Source organism: Burkholderia seminalis DSM 23518 (assembly GCF_902832885.1).
Taxonomy (GTDB): Bacteria; Pseudomonadota; Gammaproteobacteria; order Burkholderiales; family Burkholderiaceae; genus Burkholderia; species Burkholderia seminalis.
In genome coordinates, this window is sequence record NZ_CADFDK010000013.1 from 136,055 (window position 1) to 153,849 (window position 17,795).

Annotated in this window: 10 protein-coding genes and 1 tRNA gene; 2 read left to right on the forward strand and 9 right to left on the reverse strand. The window is 67.5% G+C overall.

Annotated elements, in window-relative coordinates; translation table 11 throughout:
* Positions 1-6: 6 nt before the first annotated feature.
* The 9 genes from HWX00_RS29750 to fdnG form a co-directional block, all read right to left on the reverse strand.
* Positions 7-4,014: a TOMM system kinase/cyclase fusion protein gene (locus HWX00_RS29750; protein ID WP_175028756.1), complete on the reverse strand. Its 4,008-nt coding sequence runs from the start codon at positions 4,012-4,014 to the stop codon at positions 7-9.
* A 17-nt stretch (positions 4,015-4,031) separates the two neighbouring features.
* Complete coding sequence (locus HWX00_RS29755; protein WP_175028755.1) at positions 4,032-5,033, reverse strand: FHA domain-containing protein; 1,002 nt, start codon at positions 5,031-5,033, stop codon at positions 4,032-4,034.
* A gap of 804 nt (positions 5,034-5,837) precedes the next feature.
* A tRNA-Sec gene (locus HWX00_RS29760) sits at positions 5,838-5,933 on the reverse strand.
* 30 nt (positions 5,934-5,963) lie between these two features.
* A complete protein-coding gene (gene selB / locus HWX00_RS29765) occupies positions 5,964-7,889 on the reverse strand; it encodes a selenocysteine-specific translation elongation factor (protein WP_175028754.1) in 1,926 nt (641 codons plus the stop codon).
* The gene (gene selA, locus HWX00_RS29770; RefSeq protein ID WP_175028753.1) at positions 7,886-9,325 is read right to left on the reverse strand and encodes an L-seryl-tRNA(Sec) selenium transferase; all 1,440 of its coding nucleotides are present in this window, start codon (positions 9,323-9,325) and stop codon (positions 7,886-7,888) included. The genes selB and selA overlap by 4 nt, the downstream gene beginning before the upstream one ends.
* Before the next feature lie 73 nt (positions 9,326-9,398).
* Positions 9,399-10,334 (reverse strand): formate dehydrogenase accessory protein FdhE, encoded by a 936-nt coding sequence (gene fdhE / locus HWX00_RS29775; protein ID WP_175028752.1) that lies wholly within the window; start codon positions 10,332-10,334, stop codon positions 9,399-9,401.
* Between the two features lie 109 nt (positions 10,335-10,443).
* Positions 10,444-11,070 carry a formate dehydrogenase subunit gamma gene (locus HWX00_RS29780; protein ID WP_034185838.1) on the reverse strand — a complete coding sequence of 209 codons (627 nt, stop codon included), beginning with the start codon at positions 11,068-11,070 and terminating at the stop codon, positions 10,444-10,446.
* On the reverse strand, positions 11,067-11,981 hold the full coding sequence (gene fdxH / locus HWX00_RS29785; RefSeq protein WP_034185837.1) for a formate dehydrogenase subunit beta: 915 nt from the start codon (positions 11,979-11,981) through the stop codon (positions 11,067-11,069). Before fdxH ends, HWX00_RS29780 begins: the two co-directional genes overlap by 4 nt.
* 10 nt (positions 11,982-11,991) lie before the next feature.
* Positions 11,992-15,063 carry a formate dehydrogenase-N subunit alpha gene (fdnG, locus tag HWX00_RS29790; protein WP_175028751.1) on the reverse strand — a complete coding sequence of 1,024 codons (3,072 nt, stop codon included), beginning with the start codon at positions 15,061-15,063 and terminating at the stop codon, positions 11,992-11,994.
* A gap of 142 nt (positions 15,064-15,205) precedes the next feature.
* On the opposite strand from fdnG, the gene HWX00_RS29795 reads away from it, so the two are divergent.
* Together HWX00_RS29795 and HWX00_RS29800 are read left to right on the forward strand one after the other, a co-directional pair.
* Positions 15,206-16,144, forward strand: coding sequence for a YihY/virulence factor BrkB family protein (locus HWX00_RS29795; protein ID WP_175028750.1), 939 nt, complete (start codon positions 15,206-15,208; stop codon positions 16,142-16,144).
* Positions 16,145-16,539: 395 nt separating this feature from the next.
* On the forward strand, positions 16,540-17,697 hold the full coding sequence (locus HWX00_RS29800) for a porin (RefSeq protein ID WP_034185834.1): 1,158 nt from the start codon (positions 16,540-16,542) through the stop codon (positions 17,695-17,697).
* Positions 17,698-17,795 lie beyond the last annotated feature (98 nt).

The window sequence follows — 17,795 nt, forward strand, 5'->3', positions numbered from 1 at the left end:
AACCACTTACGGCAACGACTGCAACAGCGTTCCGGCGAGCCTGGCGACGCGGCCCATGCCCGCCGCTGTTGCAATTTCGACTGCGCGCCGGCACGCGTCCAGCGCGGCCACGCCGCCGCATCGCGGATCGGCCAGGCGCAAGTATTCGCATTTCTTCATCAGCAGTTGCGCTTCGTAATAGCGCTCCCCGGTCGATTCGCACCGTGCGAGGCATTCGTCGATCCGGGCAAGCGCGGCGCCGTACTCGCCGCGCGCGGCATCCAGTTCCGCCAGCAGCGACGCGTAGTAGGTCAGCCCGAGCCGCCCGCCCGATTGCCGCTGCGCGTCGAGATGCTCGACGACACCCGCGCGATCCCCGGTCGCCCACGCGCGAATGATCGCCGCGTAGTGCTCGACCGCGCGCAGCCGGTGAATCTCCGACAGGCGCAGAATCGCGTCCGACAGCGCGAGCGCCGCATCGCGATCGCCCGCAAGCTGGTACGTGCGCGCGAGGTACATCATCGTGACGCCGAGCGTCGGCAAATGGTCGAGGCAGGTCGCGCAATACACCGCGTCGTGCGCCATCGCGAGCGCGGCACGCGGATCGTCGTCCATGCACCAGCGCACGCTTGCGAGCGACGCCATCGTCCATGCACGCGTATCGAGCCCGAGGATGCACCGGTGGTTCGCGTCGCGCCGCACGTCGTAGCCCGCGAGCACCGCCTCGAACGCGGCGCGGGCGCGCGCATAGTGACCGTCGACCCACAGGCTCATGCCGCGCATCGCGTCCGCCGCGACCTGAACGCCGGCATCGCCGCGCTCGGTCGCGAGCGCGTCGAGCCGCAAGCCGATCCCGCGCACGGTGGGACGGTCGCCCGCGACGTGGTAGTAGGTCGACAAGGTCCACAGCGCGCTGATCTCGAGCCCCGGGTCGTCGAGCGTCCGCACCTGCCGCAGCAGCAGCTCGGCATGCTCGCGCGCCTGCGGGTCCGCCCAGCCGAACCGTGCCATCGTCGCGTGCGTCAGCGTCGTGCGGATGCGTGCGCTGTCGTGTTCGCGTTGCGCGTAGTCGGCATTGCCGAGCCATTCGAACACGGCTTGCCCGTAGCGGATCGCGTCGTCGTACCGCGCGCCCTCGAGCGCACGGCGCGCCGCGTCGATGCCGTGCGCGATCGCGTCGGCCAGGGCACCCGCGCGCGCGAAGTGCCCGGCGACACCGAACGTGTGCGCACCGGCGCCCCGATCGGCTTCCGCGATCAATGCGCGGCCGACCCGCGCATGGTTGCCGCGCCGCACGGCGGGCGGCATCGATTCATAGGCCGCGTCGCGGATCAACGCGTGGCGGAATGCATAGAACACCCGATCGCGCCGATGTTGCGCGTACACGATCCGCTCTTCGAGCAGCAGCCGCAGATGCCCGTCGAGCGTGGTCCGATCGTGCGGCGATGCATCGGCGAGCAATTGCGCATCCACCTCGAGCCCGATGGTCGCGGCGAGCTGCGCGGTGTCGCGCGCATCGTCGATCCGGTCGAACGCGAGACCGAGCATGCCGCCGAGACTCAGCGGAAGCGGAAAGGGATCCGTTGCCCGCGGCCCCGCGAGCGCGCCGTCCGCGCCGCTCGTCGTCAACTCGCGCGCGACGGCCTCGATGAACAACGGGATGCCGGCCGTGCGGCGGGCAAGCGGGTCGAGCCAGGCCGGATCGGGCACGCCCTGCCCGAGGTACGCCGACATCAGGCGCTGCGCGTCGGCACGCGGCAGGCGGCGCAGCACCAGGCGCTCGGTCGCGGCGCGCCACCGGCCAAGCTTCTCGGGGCGTGACGTGAAGACGACGGCGAGCGCCGCCGCGCGCGGCGAGCGCTGCAGGTAGGCGAGAAAATCCTCGGTCGCGCGGTCGATCCACTGGACGTCCTCGACGACGAGCAGCACCGGCGCGCCGTTGCCGAGCGACACGATCAACTGTTCGAGGACGTCGAACAGCGCGTGCCGTTCGCGTACGCTCGACCACAGGAACCCCTTCGCATCGCACGGCAGCCCCAGCCAGGTGGCGAGCGCGGCGCGGGCCGCCGCATGATCGCACTCGAGCGGCGCGATCATCGTGTCGATCGCGTCGAGCGCGCCGCCGGCCGGACTGTCGGCGTCGATATGCCAATGCGCGCCGATGAACCTCAGGACCGGAAACAACGCATGATTCTCGCGTTCCGGCAGGCACCCGCAATGCGCGAACGCGTGGCCCTGGATCCGCACGGCCTCGCACAGCTCGTGCACGAGGCGCGACTTGCCGATTCCCGCTTCACCGACGACGAGCCGCGGCACGCCGTGCGGCGCAGGCTCGCCGCGCATCGCGCGACGGTAACGCGCGAGCGTCTCCTGCCAATGGCGCAACAGCGCGTCGAGCTCGTGGGTGCGGCCGACCATCGGTACCCGCACACCGGTGTCGAGCGAATCGAACGGCGTATCGGCGCGGCGCTCGCCGAGCAATTCATGGACCGGCTGCGGCAGGAGGCCCGCGCGCGCCAGCCGCAACGCGGTCGGCCGATGGTCGGCATGCCGATCGAGCGCGAGCCGCGCATCGTCGCTGACCAGGATCTGCCCGGGTCCGGCGAGCCTCAACAATCGCGATGCCGCGGCGGGCGTCGATACGCCCGACATGTGCGATGCATGCGCGAGCACCTGCCCGACGTGAATCGCGGCGGCCACTTCGACCCGCCAGCCGTCGCCGCCGCCGCCGATGCCGCCGGCCGTCGCCGGTACCGGCAGCCGCGCGCGCTCGGCCACCCGCACCATGTCGAGCGCCGCGCGCGCCGCGCGGCGGGCGGGCCGGTCGATGTCGCCCTGCAAGCCGAAATGGAACAGCAGCGTATCGCCGAGCCGCCCGCCCGCGTGCGCGCCGTAGCCGATGGCGATGTCGGCGCACTTGGTCAGCCATTGCTCCTCGTAGCCGTCGAGCAGGTCGCCATGATCGGCTCCCGCGTGGCGTTGCCGGCCCTCCCCGGCAATCGCCACGCAACAGCACAGCGTGGTGACCTGCCGGTACTCGCCGGCCGCCGCGATCGTGTCGCCGCGCGGCGCGAACGGGTGCGGGCGCAGCTGCCGGCCTGCACGGCCGGCGTCGAACTGGCCGACGAGCGCCGCGAAGTTCAGCGCGCGGAACTGCCGCGCCAGTTCGTCGGCCGACGCGGCGCGCTGCTCCGGATTCTTGTTCAGCGCGCGCCGCAGCACCGCGCCGAGCGGATGCGACGCGATCGACGGCGGGAGCGCGACATCCACCGGGCTGAGCTGCTGATAAAGAATGTCGGCCACGCTCGCGCCGTGCATGACGACATTGCCCGTCAGGCATTCGATCACGACCAGGCCCCATGCATAGAGGTCGCTTCTCGGCGTCGGCGGCTCGTTGCGCAGTTGCTCGGGCGCGCAATACGACGGCGAACCGAGCACCTCGGTCGCCAGCGTCGCGGTCTGGCGCGCGACGTCTTCGGCGCCGGGCAGCAATGCGCCGATGCCGAAATCGAGGAGCTTCGCGTGCGGCCCGTCATCGGCGATCGCGATCACGATGTTCTGCGGTTTCAGGTCCCGATGCACGATGCCGCGCCGATGCGCGGCCGCGAGCGCGTCGAGCACTTCCGTCATCAGGCGCCCGGTGTCGACGGCCGACAGCGGCCCCTGCGCCGCGAGCCGGTCGCGCACCGTCAGGCCCTGCACCAGCTCGAATACCGCGAACAGCCGCCCGTCCGGCGCTTCCCCCCGGTCCAGCAGCGCCACGATGTTCGGGTGCCGCAGCGCTTCGCACAGGCTCGTCTCGCGCCGAAAGCGCGCGCGCTGGTGCGCGCGCTCCGACGCGGTCCGCGCGGCATCGTCGCGCATCAGCTTGATCGCGACCGCCTGCCCCGTTTCGCCGCAGGTCGCGCGAAACACCACGCCGTTGCCGCCTTCGCCAAGCAGCGGGCCGAGCCGGTAGTGCCGCTTGCCGGCAAGCTCGGCGAAAGGCGCGACGGGCTGCCGCGATTCGGGCGTGCGGGACACGGTCGGCAACATGGCCTGTTCCCCCGCGTTCACGAGTAATGGACGACCGGGCCCGACACGGGACGAAGTGCGCCGATACGCAGCGCGACGCCCGGCACCGACTGGCATTCGAGATGCTCGCCGCGCATGATGCGGAACGGAAAATCGCCGAAGCGGACGCTGCCGCGCCGGCGCTCGACGAGCTGGCTCGCGTCGAGCCCCGGCAGCGCCGCGAACTGGCTCCGCGCGCGGTGAATCTGCACGTTGACATGGGACGGATCGATACCCAGCATGTGCGCCAGCCGACCGAGGTCGATCCAGCCTTGCGAGACGGCGTCGTAGCCGGCCTGCATGTCGGCCGAGCGGGCACGCGCAAGCGTGACGAGGCTGTAGTGATGAGCCCGTTCGCCGAGGTCGACCACGCCGCCGCGCACGTGCAGCAGCATGCGCACGTGCTCTTCGTTGCGGCTGACGAAAAATTCGAGCAGATGCCCCGGCAGGGCGGGATCGGCGGGCGCGGCGAGCATCATCGTCGAGCCGCGGCTCACGAGCGTCACGCACCACGTGCAGTCGCCGCTCGACACTTCGTCGCCGTCATGGAGCGTGCGTGGCGGCAACGTATCGTCGCACAGCCATTCGCCGGCCGCCGACCGGACGATCGTGACCGGCCGCGCGGCACGGGCAGGCAGGGTCTGGCTCGGCGCAAGCACGATCGGCGGCGCGGCGCCGCGTATCGGCCACAGCGTATCGGCCGGATCGTCGAGCGCATCGACGCGCCACGGCGCGGTACCGGCCTGGCCGAACCGGATCACGTCGCCGGGCCGCAGCACCGCGTGCTCACCGTCGCGCAACGGCACGCCCGATACCGAGGTGCCGTTGCTGCTGTGATCGTGCAGTTCCCACAGACCGCCGCTCCAGCGGATATGGGCATGGACCCGGGACACCGATGCGTCCCGGATGACCGTGTCGCAGCGCGCGGCATCGCGGCCGAACACGTGATACGCGCGCAGCAGGCACGCTTCCCCGGAAGAATCGTTCTTGAGTATCGCCATGACCGCCCCGTGTCGGATTCACCCGGATCGATGGCGTGACGCATCGACATTGCCGGGCAAGCGATTGATTCACCAATTGCGAACGATGCCGCCTGTTCGCCGCCTCTTCACTTTTCTTGTCGTCTTTCCGTCAAACCGTCGCTCATCCGGAACGTGTCATTTACGTTAATTGAATTATCGACCGCTTTGTTTTTTAGGACCGGGCAACGTGATGAAAATCCTGCCAAATAAAACCACGCACAGCAACCGGAATAATCAGTTCTCGATTTCGGAATGCAACGCCTTACATTGTCGACAGATTTCCGGAAAAGTTGAAGGGTCGAGCAGCGCGGCACGCACGGCGCGACGGCGTTGGCATCCTGTCCGCCCGACGTCCGACAATGCGCCCGGCCAAGCTTGCAAACCCGCGTCACAAAACCGGTCCGATCGGAATCGGGATCAAAATCAGTTTGATAGTTTCTGGAAATCGCACAATCACCATTAGCGTTTTGATTGCGATATTCTTCACTTATTCAATTATCGCCGCGCGCCGCCTCAATCCACGAAAGATAATCCTGCTTTACAGGCCGGGCCCACGGCAATTCACCCTTCTTTTATTTCGGGATTCGAATCGGAAAAATTCTGCGGACCCGCGACGGCAGGGATGGATTTTCCTCGTTCGCGACAAGCAACGCGTACGCCGCCTTGCCGTCACCGCTTGACGCTCGGTGCGTGGTTCCCACGAGGAAGATTCGAGACGAGCGAATCAAGACGCGATGCGCCGTGCGGCGCGCACCGATCGCGGGGAATCGCGGGGAATCGCGGTGGCGGAAGGCAGCCAGAGTCGAACTGACCCGGGAGTGTCTGACACCCCCAACCGGGTTTGAAGCCCGGCCGTACCACCGGATACGAATGCCTTCCGTGGGAAAAGAACCCAAGAACAACGAGCGCCTACGCCTGAATACCCACCCAACCGCTGTCAGGCCGCAGGTAGTGAAGATCGCGGTGGAAGCGAGTATACCCAACCCGGTCGAAGAACTCGAGAATCTGGATCGCACGCTTGCGGCCGAGCCCCGTCGCATCACGAAATGTCGCGGCATCGAGCCCGCCGCCGCGCGACGGCGCGAGATGCGCGACCAGCGCCGCCAGCTCGCGCGCGACGTCCGCGTGATAGAACAGGTCGCGCACGACCTGGTGCACGTCGCCGCGCCGCGCGAGCTTGCGCAGCAACGCGCGCACCGCGTCCTCGGCCGCGCCCGTGTCGCGCGCCAGGTCGCGCACCCACGGCGGATCGAAGCGCCCCGCCTGAATCAGCGGCAACAGTTGCCGCGCGAGTGCTTCCTCGCGCGGCTCCAGGCTCACCGAATGCGACGGCAGATGCAGCCACGGCCCGCTGCGCGCGACTTCGCCGCCGGCCACCAGCGCATCGACGAGCGCGCGCCATAGCGCATCGCCGACGAGCGGCGCGGCCATCCGCCGCAGGCGCGCGGCGTCGAGCCCCTGCTCGTCGGGCATGCGTTCGTGATACGTGCGCAGCGTGTCGATCGCCCGCGTCTGCAGCGTGCGCCAGTGCGCATGCGAAATCACCGCGCCGTCGTTCGACGCGGCGTCGCGCTGCCCGATCGCCCGCGCGTCTTCCGGCAACGCCAGCGCATTCGGCGCGAAGCCCGTCAGATGCGTGAGCGTTGCGCGCGCAATGCCGAGCGGAGCCTGCGCGAGCAGCGCATCGAGACGCCCTTCGTCGAGCCACGCGGCCAGCGCATCGAGCCACGCGCGGCGGGCAGGCGTACGACGCTTGCGGGCCGGCCCGAACGGATCGAGCACCCGGCCGCCGCCGACGGTGCGCGTCGCCTGCGGATTACGGACGATGAACCGGTCGCCCGGCAGCGCGAACACCGGCTCGTCGAACACCAGTTGCACGCGCATCCGCTGGCCGGCCGCGAGCGTGTCGCCGTCGAGCAGCGCGACATGGGCGACGCGGTGCAGCGTGCCGAGATGCACGTGCAGCGGCGCCCAGTGCGTGAGCGACAGCCCTGCATCCGCGAGCAGCGTCAGCTCGACGTCCAGACGCGGCGACGTCGCGGCGAGCCGCGCATCGGCGACGGTATCGCCGCGCTCGACGTCGGCCTTGTCGACACCGGCCAGATTCAGCGCGCACCGTTCGCCCGCGCGGCCGATCTCGACCGGCCGGTTCTGCGCATGGATGCTGCGCACACGCGCCGCGCCGCCGGTACGCACGATCGCGAGCGTGTCTCCCGTCGCGACGCGGCCCGCGAACGCGGTGCCCGTCACGACCGTGCCCTGCCCCGCGAGCGTGAACACGCGGTCGACCGCGAGCCGGAACAGCCCGTCGTCGCGGCGCGCGCGCCACGCGATCGCCGCGTCGGCCAGGTGACGCTTCAACGCGGCGACACCCGGATCGTCCGCTGCCGTCGCCTGCGTTTCGAAGATCGGCACGCCGGCCAGCGTCGAGTCGTGCAGCCACGCGGCGATCTCGTCGCGCACCTCGGCCACACGCTCGCCGTCGACGCGATCGCATTTGGTCAGCGCGACGGCACCATGCGTGACGCCGAGCAGTTGCAGGATCGCGAGATGCTCGCGCGTCTGCGGCATCACGCCGTCGTCGGCGGCAATCACGAGCAGCGCGAAATCGATCCCGCACGCGCCCGCCGCCATCGTATGAATCAGCTTCTCGTGGCCCGGCACGTCGATCAGGCCGAGCACGTCGCCGTTGTCGAGTGGCGTATACGCGTAACCGAGCTCGATCGAAATCCCGCGCGCCTTCTCTTCCTTCAGGCGGTCGGTATCGACGCCCGTCAGCGCGCGCACCAGCGTCGTCTTGCCGTGGTCGATGTGTCCCGCGGTCCCGACGATCATGCAGCGGGCCCCGCCAGCGGCGAGCATTGCGCGACGAGCGCCGCTTCGTCGGCGGCTTCGAGGCAGCGCAGGTCGAGCCGCAGCGCGTTGTCCGCGATGCGGCCGATCACCGGACGCGGCCATTCGCGCAACCGCTTCTCGAGCTGCACGAGCGCACGGCCGCCGCGCTTGCCGTCCGCCGTGCGCACGACGAGCCCGGCACTCGGCAACTGGTCGACCGGCAGCGCGCCGCTGCCGATCTGGCTGAACATCGGCTCGACCGTCACGTCGAAACCGCTGCCGAGCGCGGCCTGCAATACCGGGCGCACGCGCTCGGCCGCTTCGGCGATCTCGCGCTGCGGCCGCGTCAGCAGACGCAGCGTCGTGAGCCGGTCGCGCAGGAACTCGGGCGACTGGTACAGGCGCAGCACGGGTTCGAGCGCCGCGAGCGTCAGCTTGCCGACGCGCAGCGCGCGCTTGAGCGGGTGTTTCTTGATCTTCGCGATCAGCGCGCGGTCGCCGACGATCAGGCCGGCCTGCGGCCCGCCGAGCAGTTTGTCGCCGCTGAACGTGACAACGTTTGCCCCGGCGGCGACGGTTTCCTGCACGGTCGTTTCATGCGGCAGCCCCCATTGCGACAGGTCGGCAAGCGTGCCGCTGCCGAGATCGACGGCGACCGGCACGCCGCGCTCGCGCGCGAGCGGCGCGAGTTCGGCGAGCGTCGCCTCCTTCGTGAAGCCGCTGATCGCGTAGTTGCTGCAGTGCACCTTCATCAGCAGCGCCGTGCGCGGGCCGATCGCATCCGCGTAGTCGCGCAGGTGCGTGCGATTGGTCGTGCCGACCTCGCGCAGCTTCGCGCCGGCGCGGCTCATGATGTCGGGAATGCGGAATGCGCCGCCGATCTCGACCAGCTCGCCGCGCGACACGACGACTTCCCGCTTCGTCGCAAGCGCCGACAGCGTCAGCAATACGGCCGCCGCGTTGTTGTTGACGACGGTCGCGGCTTCCGCACCCGTCAGTTCGCACAGCAAAGCGTCGACCAGGTCGTCGCGATCGCCACGGCGGCCCGTGGCGAGATCGAATTCGAGGTTGACGGGCTGCGTGAGCGCGTCGACCACCGCGCGCACCGCGTCGTCGGGCAACAGCGCGCGCCCGAGATTCGTGTGCAGCACGGTGCCGGTCAGGTTGAACACGGCACGCACGGCGCCCGTGCTCTGCGCGGCCAGCGTGCGCGCGAGGGTGGCGGCGATGCGCGGCTCGTCGAGCGGCTCGGCCGCGGCCGGATCGTGCTGCGCGGCGGTGCGCCAACGCTCCAGTTCGGCGCGCACGGCGTTCAATACGCGCGTGCGGCCATAGTCCGCGATCAGCGGTTGCAACGGTGCCGACGACAGCACGCGCTCGACGGACGGCACGCGCGCCAGCACCGCATTCAATTCATTCACACCCGGTTCGGTCACGTCGTTGTGGCTCCAGTCTCATGCTTCGCAGTCGGCCGGCGCTGGCGCTCGCGCGCCGCCCCGGCCCGTGCCGTCAGTCCGCTTCCCGCGCGACGTCCGGCCACAGCAGCGGGTTCGGCGAACTGCGCTGATAGCCGGCCTCGTTCATCAGCAGGTCGAGCGTGAGACTGGCGAGATCGTCCGCCAGCGGCTCGAACTCGTAGTCCTTCTCCTGATAGCCGATCTTGCGATAGGTCTTGCACTCGTCGCACGACTCGGCCTTGACGGCTTCGCTGCCGCCCTCGATCCCGTGGTACGCGATGCCCTTGGTCGAATCGCAGTGCGAGCACTTCGTGCGCACCATGTGCCACTCGGTCGTGCACAGCCCGCACTGCAGGAACCGGTAGCCCTGGTACGGGCCGCCGACCCGCACGACGCTCGCGACCGGATGCGTGCCGCACACGGGGCACAGCCCCGGCTGGTCGAGATACGGGACATCGGCCGGCGTCACGCGGCTCGCGAGGTCCGTCCAGACCACCTGCAGCGCGGCCATCAGGAACGGCGCGGTGGCCGGGTCGACTTCGGCGAAGCGCAGCGCGAGGATCGCGTCGGCCTGCGCGTCGAGTTCGGCGAGCGCCATCAGGCGCAACCGGTCGAGCAGTTTCGCGAGCTGCGGATTGACGAGCCCGGCGCCTTCGACGCGGTCGAGCAGTTCGTACAGCACGGCGCGCCAGCGTGCGTCGCGCTCGCCGTCGAGCGCCGGCAAGAGCGGCATCGAGTGCTCCTGCGCACGCGCGATCGCTTCCTTCGACGGCAGCGGCAGGTCCAGCGTCTGCAGCGTGGCATGCTGCGCGTCGGCGACGGTGGCCATCAGCCGCAGGTAGCCGCTGATCGGGTTCAGGTCGGCAAGCTTGCGCAGCCGCGCGGCGCGCGCCGCGAACGCGGTCGCGCGCTCCGGCAGGCGAAAGCGCGGAATGGCCGAATGATCGAGTGCCGAGATCTCGGTCGGTTCGAGAATGCGTTGTGTCACAGAAATGTCTTCCAAAAAAACAAGCGCCGACGCATCGGCGCTTTCGGGCAGTTCCGGCGAAGGCGCGGAGCGGCCCGCCGCGATCGGCGAGGCGCTCCGCTCCAGTGCGTTATTTCACGCTTTCACGGAACCACTTCGGGTGATGCTTGCGGGCCCAGCCCAGCGTGACGGTGCCGCGCACCATCGCGCCGATCGAGCCCTTCACCCACAACGCTGCGTAAATGTGCACGATGATGCTCGCGATCAGCACGAAGGCCGCCACGGCATGCACGACAGCGGCCGCGCGGATCACCCCGATCGGGAAGTAGAACGAGAAGTAGCGCCGCCAGATCACGACTCCCGACAGCAGGAGCAGCAGCAGGCACGCCACCAACGTAAAGAATAGCAGCTTCTGCCCGGCGTTATAGCGCCCGACAGGCGGCAGCTTGTCTTCCTGGTTGGTCAGCACGTCGCCGATCTGCTTCAGCCACTGGCGATCGTCCGCGTCGAGCGTGTTGTGGTGCCAGAAGCGCACGACGAGGATCGCGAACGACACGAACATCACGAGCCCGACGAACGGATGCAGGATCCGCGTCCACTGGCCGCCGCCGAACAGCGCGGTCAGCCAGAACATCGACGGATGGAACAGCGCGAGCCCGGACAGCGCGAGCAGCACGAACGTGATCGCGGTGATCCAGTGGTTCGTGCGCTCGTTCGCCGAGTAGCGGACGATCAGGTTGGGGTCGTCGTGGTTCATTTCGCGTCCTCCTTGATGCGTCGCGCCTCGTCGCGCGCGGCCGATTCTTCCTCTTCGCTCACCTCGTTCGGACCGACCCGGACATAGTGGAAGAACCCGGCAAGCGCGGTCAGCGCGAGGCCGGCGACCGCGAGCGGTTTCGCGATGCCCTTCCACAGCTTCACCATCGGGCTGATCGACGGGTTGTCGGGCAGCCCGTGGTACAGCGACGGTTTGTCGGCGTGGTGCAGCACGTACATCACGTGCGTACCGCCGACGCCCTGCGGGTCGTACAACCCCGCATGCTCGAAGCCGCGCTCCTTCAGGTCCTCGATCCGCTCGGCCGCGTGCTGCTTCATGTCCTCCTTGGTGCCGAACACGATCGCGCCGGTCGGGCAGGTCTTCACGCAGGCCGGTTCCTGGCCGACCGCGACGCGGTCGGAACAGAGCGTGCACTTGTACGCGCGATGATCCTTCTTCGAGATCCGCGGAACGTTGAACGGGCAACCGGTCACGCAATAGCCGCAACCGATGCAGTTCTCCTCGTGGAAGTCGACGATCCCGTTGTTGTACTGCACGATCGCGCCCGGCGACGGACACGCCTTCAGGCAGCCCGGATCCTCGCAGTGCATGCAGCCGTCCTTGCGGATCAGCCACTCGAGGTCGCCCGCCGGGTTCTCGTATTCGGAGAACCGCATGACCGTCCACGAATGCTCGGTCAGGTCGGCCGGGTTGTCGTACACGCCGACGTTGGTGCCGACCTCGTCACGCAGGTCGTTCCATTCCATGCACGCCGTCTGGCATGCCTTGCAGCCGATGCACTTCGATACGTCGATCAGCTTCGCGACGCTCCCGGTCACCGGTTCGCGCACCGTGGGCGGTGGCGTCGTGGTGGCCGAGACGCGCTTGATATCCAGCGATTGCAATGCCATCTCTTTCCCCTTACGCCTTTTCGACCTTCACCAGGAACGACTTGAATTCCGGCGTGTACGAGTTGCCGTCACCCACGGACGGAGTCAGGGTATTGGCGAGATAGCCGGGCTTCGTCAGACCCTTGAAGCCCCAGTGCAACGGGACGCCGACCGTCTGGACCTTCTTGCCGTCGACCGTCAGCGGCTTGATCCGCTTCGTGACGAGGGCGACCGCGATGATGTAGCCGCGCTTGGACGACACCTTCACGCGCTCGCCGTGCGCGACGCCGACTTCCTTCGCGAGGTCTTCGCCGATCTCGACGAATTGCTCGGGCTGGATGATCGAGTTCAGCCGCGCATGCTTGGTCCAGTAGTGGAAATGCTCGGTCAGCCGGTACGTCGTCGCCACGTGCGGGAACTCCGCCGCCTTGCCGAACGACGCGCGGTCGTCCGCGAACACGCGGGCAGCCGGGTTGTTCAGCGCCTGCGGGTTGTTCGGGTGCAGCGGGTTCGCGTCGAGCGGCGTCTCGAACGGCTCGTAGTGCTCGGGGAACGGACCTTCGTTCATCCCCGCGCGGGCGAAGAAGCGCGCCACGCCTTCCGGGTTCATGATGAACGGCCCCATCCCGTTTTCGGGCGGCTCGTCCGCCTTGAAGTCCGGCACGTCGGCGCCCTTCCACGCGCTGCCGTTCCAGCCGATCAGCTTGCGGGTCGGGTCGAACGGCTTGCCGGCGACGTCGCACGACGCGCGGTTGTACAGGATCCGCCGGTTCGCGGGCCACGCCCACGCCCAGTTCAGCGTCTGGCCGATGCCGGTCGGGTCGGAGTTGTCGCGCCGCCCCATCTGGTTGCCGGCCTGCGTCCACGCGCCGCAGAAGATCCAGCAGCCGCTCGCGGTCGTGCCGTCGTCCTTCAATTGCGCGAACGCGGCCAGCTGCTCGCCCTTCTTCACGAGCGTCTTGGCCGGATCCTTCGGGTCGGGCAGATCGGCGAGCGCCTTGCCGTTGAACTCCATCGCGAGCTCTTCGGGCGTCGGGCTTTCCGGGTTCGCGTACGGCCACGTCAGGTTCACGATCGGGTCCGGATACTTGCCGCCGTCCTTCTGGTACAGCTTGCGCATGCGCAGGAACAGCCCCGACATGATCTCGAGGTCGCTCTTCGCGTCGCCCGGCGGCTCCGCGCCCTTCCAGTGCCACTGCAGCACGCGGCTCGAACTCACGAGCGAGCCGTTTTCCTCCGCGAAGCACGTGGTCGGCAGACGGAACACCTCGGTCTGGATCTTCGACGCATCGACGTCGTTGTAGTCGCCGTGATGCTTCCAGAACTCGGACGTCTCGGTCGCGAGCGGATCCATGATCACGAGCCACTTCAGCTTCGCGAGGCCCGCTGCCGTCTTCACCTTCGACGGCGCCGCCGCGAGCGGGTTGAAGCCCTGGCAGATGTAGCCGTTCATCTTGCCGGCATTCATCAGCTCGATCACCTGCAGCAGGTCGTACTGCTTGTCCAGCTTCGGCAGGTAGTCGTAGCCCCAGTTGTTCTCGGCGGTCGCCGCGTCGCCCCACCACGACTTCATGAAGCTGACGTGGAACGCCTTGTAGTTCTTCCAGTAGCTCAACTGGTTCGGCCGCAGCGGCAGTTGCGTGCGCTTCTTGATGTAGCCGTCGAAATCCTGCTCGGACTGCATCGGCAGCGTCATGTAGCCCGGCAGCAGGTTCGACATCAGCCCGAGGTCGGTCAACCCCTGGATGTTCGAGTGGCCGCGCAGCGCGTTCATCCCGCCGCCGGCGATGCCGATGTTGCCGAGCAGCAACTGCACCATCGCGCCGGTGCGGATGATCTGCGCGCCGGTCGAATGGTGGGTCCAGCCGAGTGCGTACAGCACCGTGCCGGCGCGGCCGGGAACGGCCGTGGTCGCGAGCATCTCGCACACCTTCAGGAATTTCTCCTTCGGCGTGCCGCAGACCTGCTGGACCATGTCCGGCGTATAGCGCGCGTAGTGCTGCTTGAGCAGGTTGTACACGCAACGCGGATGCTGCAGCGTCGGGTCGACCTTCGCGAAGCCGTCGTCGCCGCGCTCGTAGTCCCAGCTCGATTTGTCCGGGTACGCGTGCTTCTCCGCGTCATAACCGGAGTAGATGCCGTCGTTGAACGCGAAATCCTCGCGCACGATGAACGAGAAGTCCGTGTAGTTCTTCACGTACTCGTGCTGGATCTTGTCGTTCGTCAGCAGATAGTTGATGACCCCGCCCAGGAAGACGATGTCGGTGCCGGTGCGGATCGGCGCGTAGTAATCGGCCACCGAGGCCGTACGCGTAAAGCGCGGGTCGACGACGATCAGCCGCGCCTTGCGGTGCGCCTTCGCCTCGGTTACCCACTTGAAACCGCACGGATGGGCCTCGGCTGCATTGCCGCCCATCACGAGAATCACGTCCGCGTTCTTGATGCCGACCCAATGGTTCGTCATCGCTCCACGGCCAAACGTCGGGGCAAGACCTGCCACCGTCGGGCCATGTCAGACACGCGCCTGATTGTCGAATGCGAGCATCCCGAGACTGCGGACAGTCTTGTGCGTCAGGTAGCCGACCTCGTTGCTGCCCGCCGACGCGGCCAGCATGCCGGTCGTGAGCCAGCGGTTGACCTTCGAGCCGTCTTCGGCCGTCTCGACGAAGTTCGCGTCGCGGTCGGCCTTCATCAGATTCGCGATGCGGTCGAGCGCGTCGTTCCACGAAATCGGTTCCCACTTGTCCGAGCCGGGCGCGCGATACTCGGGGTGCGTCAGGCGGTTCGGGCTGTGGATGAAGTCGATCAGGCTGGCGCCCTTCGGGCACAGCGTGCCGCGATTGACGGGATGGTCGGGATCGCCTTCGATGTGGATGATGCTCGGCTGCGCATTCTTCGCGCCGTCTCCGAGGCTGTACATCAGGATGCCGCAACCCACTGAACAGTAAGGACAGGTGTTGCGCGTTTCGACGGTGCGCGCCAGCTTGTACTGTCGGACTTCGGCAAGCGCTTCGGACGGAGAAAAGCCCATCAGGGCAAGACTCGATCCGGCAAGCGACGTGGCCGTCACCTTCAGGAACTGGCGCCGGGACATTTGTAGCATGGCGGTCTCGGCGTTATTGTGGGGTGGGGTGAAACTGAAAGGAATTATAGACAGTTCAGGCAACTATGATCGAATCCTCGGATCAATACCGAATAATCCGATGAACCCCGACGATCCGCGCGCCGCGCACAACCGACCCGTCATGAAACGACAGATCACTTCCGAAGCAACCCGTCTCGCCCAGCAACAGGCCAACTGGGCCCTCACCGCGTTCAAGCGCTTCTCGTCCGACCGCTGCTCCGCGATGGCTGCCGGCATCGCGTTTTTCTCCGCGTTCTCGCTCGCGCCGACGCTCGTGATGGTGATCGCGGTGGCCGGCTGGTTCTACGGCGACGATGCCGCGCGCGGCCAGGTATTCGAGCAGGCGCACCAGCTGATCGGCGACGACGCGGCGGCCAGCATCCAGACCATCGTGCAGAACGCGCACCGCGCGGGCGAGCGCGGCGGGCTGGCCACGCTGATCTCGTTCGCCGCGCTCGCGATCGGCGCGTCGGCCACGTTCGCGTCGCTCAGCGCCGCGCTCAGCGTGATCTGGCCGGCCACCGAGAACCGCTGGTCGAGCATGCTCGGGCTCGTGCGCGTGCGGCTGATCTCGTTCGGACTCGTGCTCGGCGTCGCGTTCCTGCTGATCGTGTCGCTCGTGCTCGATACCGCGATCACGTTCGTCGGCACCTGGCTGCTGGGCAATTCGCCGTATGTGGTCGTCACCAACCTCGTGCAGTTCTTCGTCGGCATCGCGGTGCTCGCGGCCGCGTTCGCGTCGTTGATGAAGTTCCTGCCCGATGCGCGCGTCGCGTGGCGCGACGCCGCGGTCGGCGGCATCGTGTCGGCGATCCTGTTCTCCGGCGGCAAGAAGCTGTTCGCGCTGTACCTCGCGCATGCGGGCACGGCCAGCGCATTCGGCGCGGCCGGATCGTTCGCGGTCCTGCTGATGTGGCTGTACTTCTCCGCGATCGTGCTGCTGCTCGGCGCGGAATTCGCGGCGGCGCGCGGCAACGCGCACCGGCCGGCCGGCGCCGCGGCGGCGGCGGCGGCAGAACCGCAACCCGGTACCGGCAACGACCTCACGCGCGGCGACTGACGGCGCCCGGCACAACGCACGCCCGCCTCCGCGCGCCCCTCCGCCACCCCGCTGCCCCCGCCGCGCCCTTGCGCGGTGGACCCACGCACCTTGCGTGCCCACACGAACATTGCTGCAACGGCAAACGTTTGCATACCCTCGTTTCCATGACGGAACCCCGCAAAACAGGCACCAGGCCGTCCGGTGCATCAACTTTTGAAACAATCGCGACGCAGCAATTGTCAACTATTTCAAAAACAGGAACAGTCGTTGATGTGCTTGATATATATGGACTTTTTCACGCTGTTACCTTTTCGAGACACTTTATTTTTTAAGCTTTCTTGCGTCTATGGCACTGAGCTATTCTCCAATCCGCAACAAATAACGATGAATCACTTGCGTGGAGAAACTCAACGATGAAGAAACTTGCTCTCTCGACCCTCTCGCTCGCCCTGCTGGGCGCTGCCGGTGCTGCTCAGGCTCAGTCGAGCGTGACGCTCTACGGCGTGATCGACACGTCGATCACGTACGTTCACGGTAACGACGGTCAAGGTAACAATTCGTGGTCGATGGGTAGCGGCAACCTGCAAGGCAGCCGCTTCGGCCTCAAGGGTTCCGAAGACCTCGGTGGCGGCCTGAAGGCGATCTTCCAGTTGGAAAACGGCTTCAACTCGGCATCGGGTGCACTGGGCCAGGGTGGCCGCATGTTCGGCCGCCAGGCTTTCGTCGGCCTGGAAAGCAGCCAGTACGGTACGCTGACGCTGGGTCGCCAGTACGACCCGCTGGTCGACCTGGTTCAGGCAGTCACGGCTGACAACTACTTCGGCAGCGTGTTCGCCACGCCGGGCGACGTCGACAACAACGACAACAGCCTGCGCGTCAGCAACGCGATCAAGTACACGTCGCCGGTCTGGGCAGGCCTGCAGGTCGAAGCGATGTACGCACTCGGCGGTGTCGCCGGCGCAACCGGCAAGGGTCAGACGTGGGCGGCAGCTGCAGCCTACAACAACGGCCCGCTCGGCCTGGCTGCTGGCTACTTCCACGCCAACAACTCGTCGCCGCTGAATGCAGTTGGCCAGCGCACCGGCTGGGCCGGCACGTCGGACGCGATCTTCGACGGCTCGGGCAGCTTCATCAACAACGCGTACACGTCGGCATCGTCGATCGGGATCGCGCAAGTCGCCGGCCAGTATGCATTCGGCCCGGTGACGTTCGGCCTCGGCTACAGCAACGCGCAGTACAAGGCTGATGCGAACTCGGGCTTCGGCACGAACCAGAAGTACAACACGGGTCGCGCATTCGTCACGTACCAGGCATCGGCACCGCTGCTGCTGGGCGTCGGCTACATCTACACGAAGGGTAGCGGCCAGACGGACGCCAAGTACCATCAGGTTTCGCTCGGCGCGGACTACTCGCTGTCGAAGCGCACCGACGTGTACCTGGTTGGCGCATACCAGCACGCCAGCGGCCACAACGCCGACGGTACCGATGCGCAAGCGTCGGTCGGCTCGTACGGCATCGCCGGCAAGAGCTCGCAGGAAATCGTCGCGCTCGGCCTGCGTCACAAGTTCTAAGAAGTACGTTTCCGGCGTGCACGGCGTCTCCGATGCCTTGCCGCCGACCTGGAAAGCCAGCCCCGGTTTCGGCCGCGGCTGGCTTTTTTTCGTCCGTC

Excerpts from the sequence above, each read along its gene's own strand:
- HWX00_RS29750 (WP_175028756.1), bottom strand. The coding sequence starts at position 4,014 with ATGTTGCCGACCGTGTCCCGCACGCCCGAATCGCGGCAGCCCGTCGCG.
- HWX00_RS29755 (WP_175028755.1), bottom strand. The coding sequence starts at position 5,033 with ATGGCGATACTCAAGAACGATTCTTCCGGGGAAGCGTGCCTGCTGCGC.
- selB (WP_175028754.1), bottom strand. The coding sequence starts at position 7,889 with ATGATCGTCGGGACCGCGGGACACATCGACCACGGCAAGACGACGCTG.
- HWX00_RS29780 (WP_034185838.1), bottom strand. The coding sequence starts at position 11,070 with ATGAACCACGACGACCCCAACCTGATCGTCCGCTACTCGGCGAACGAG.
- fdxH (WP_034185837.1), bottom strand. The coding sequence starts at position 11,981 with ATGGCATTGCAATCGCTGGATATCAAGCGCGTCTCGGCCACCACGACG.
- HWX00_RS29795 (WP_175028750.1), top strand. The coding sequence starts at position 15,206 with ATGAAACGACAGATCACTTCCGAAGCAACCCGTCTCGCCCAGCAACAG.
- HWX00_RS29800 (WP_034185834.1), top strand. The coding sequence starts at position 16,540 with ATGAAGAAACTTGCTCTCTCGACCCTCTCGCTCGCCCTGCTGGGCGCT.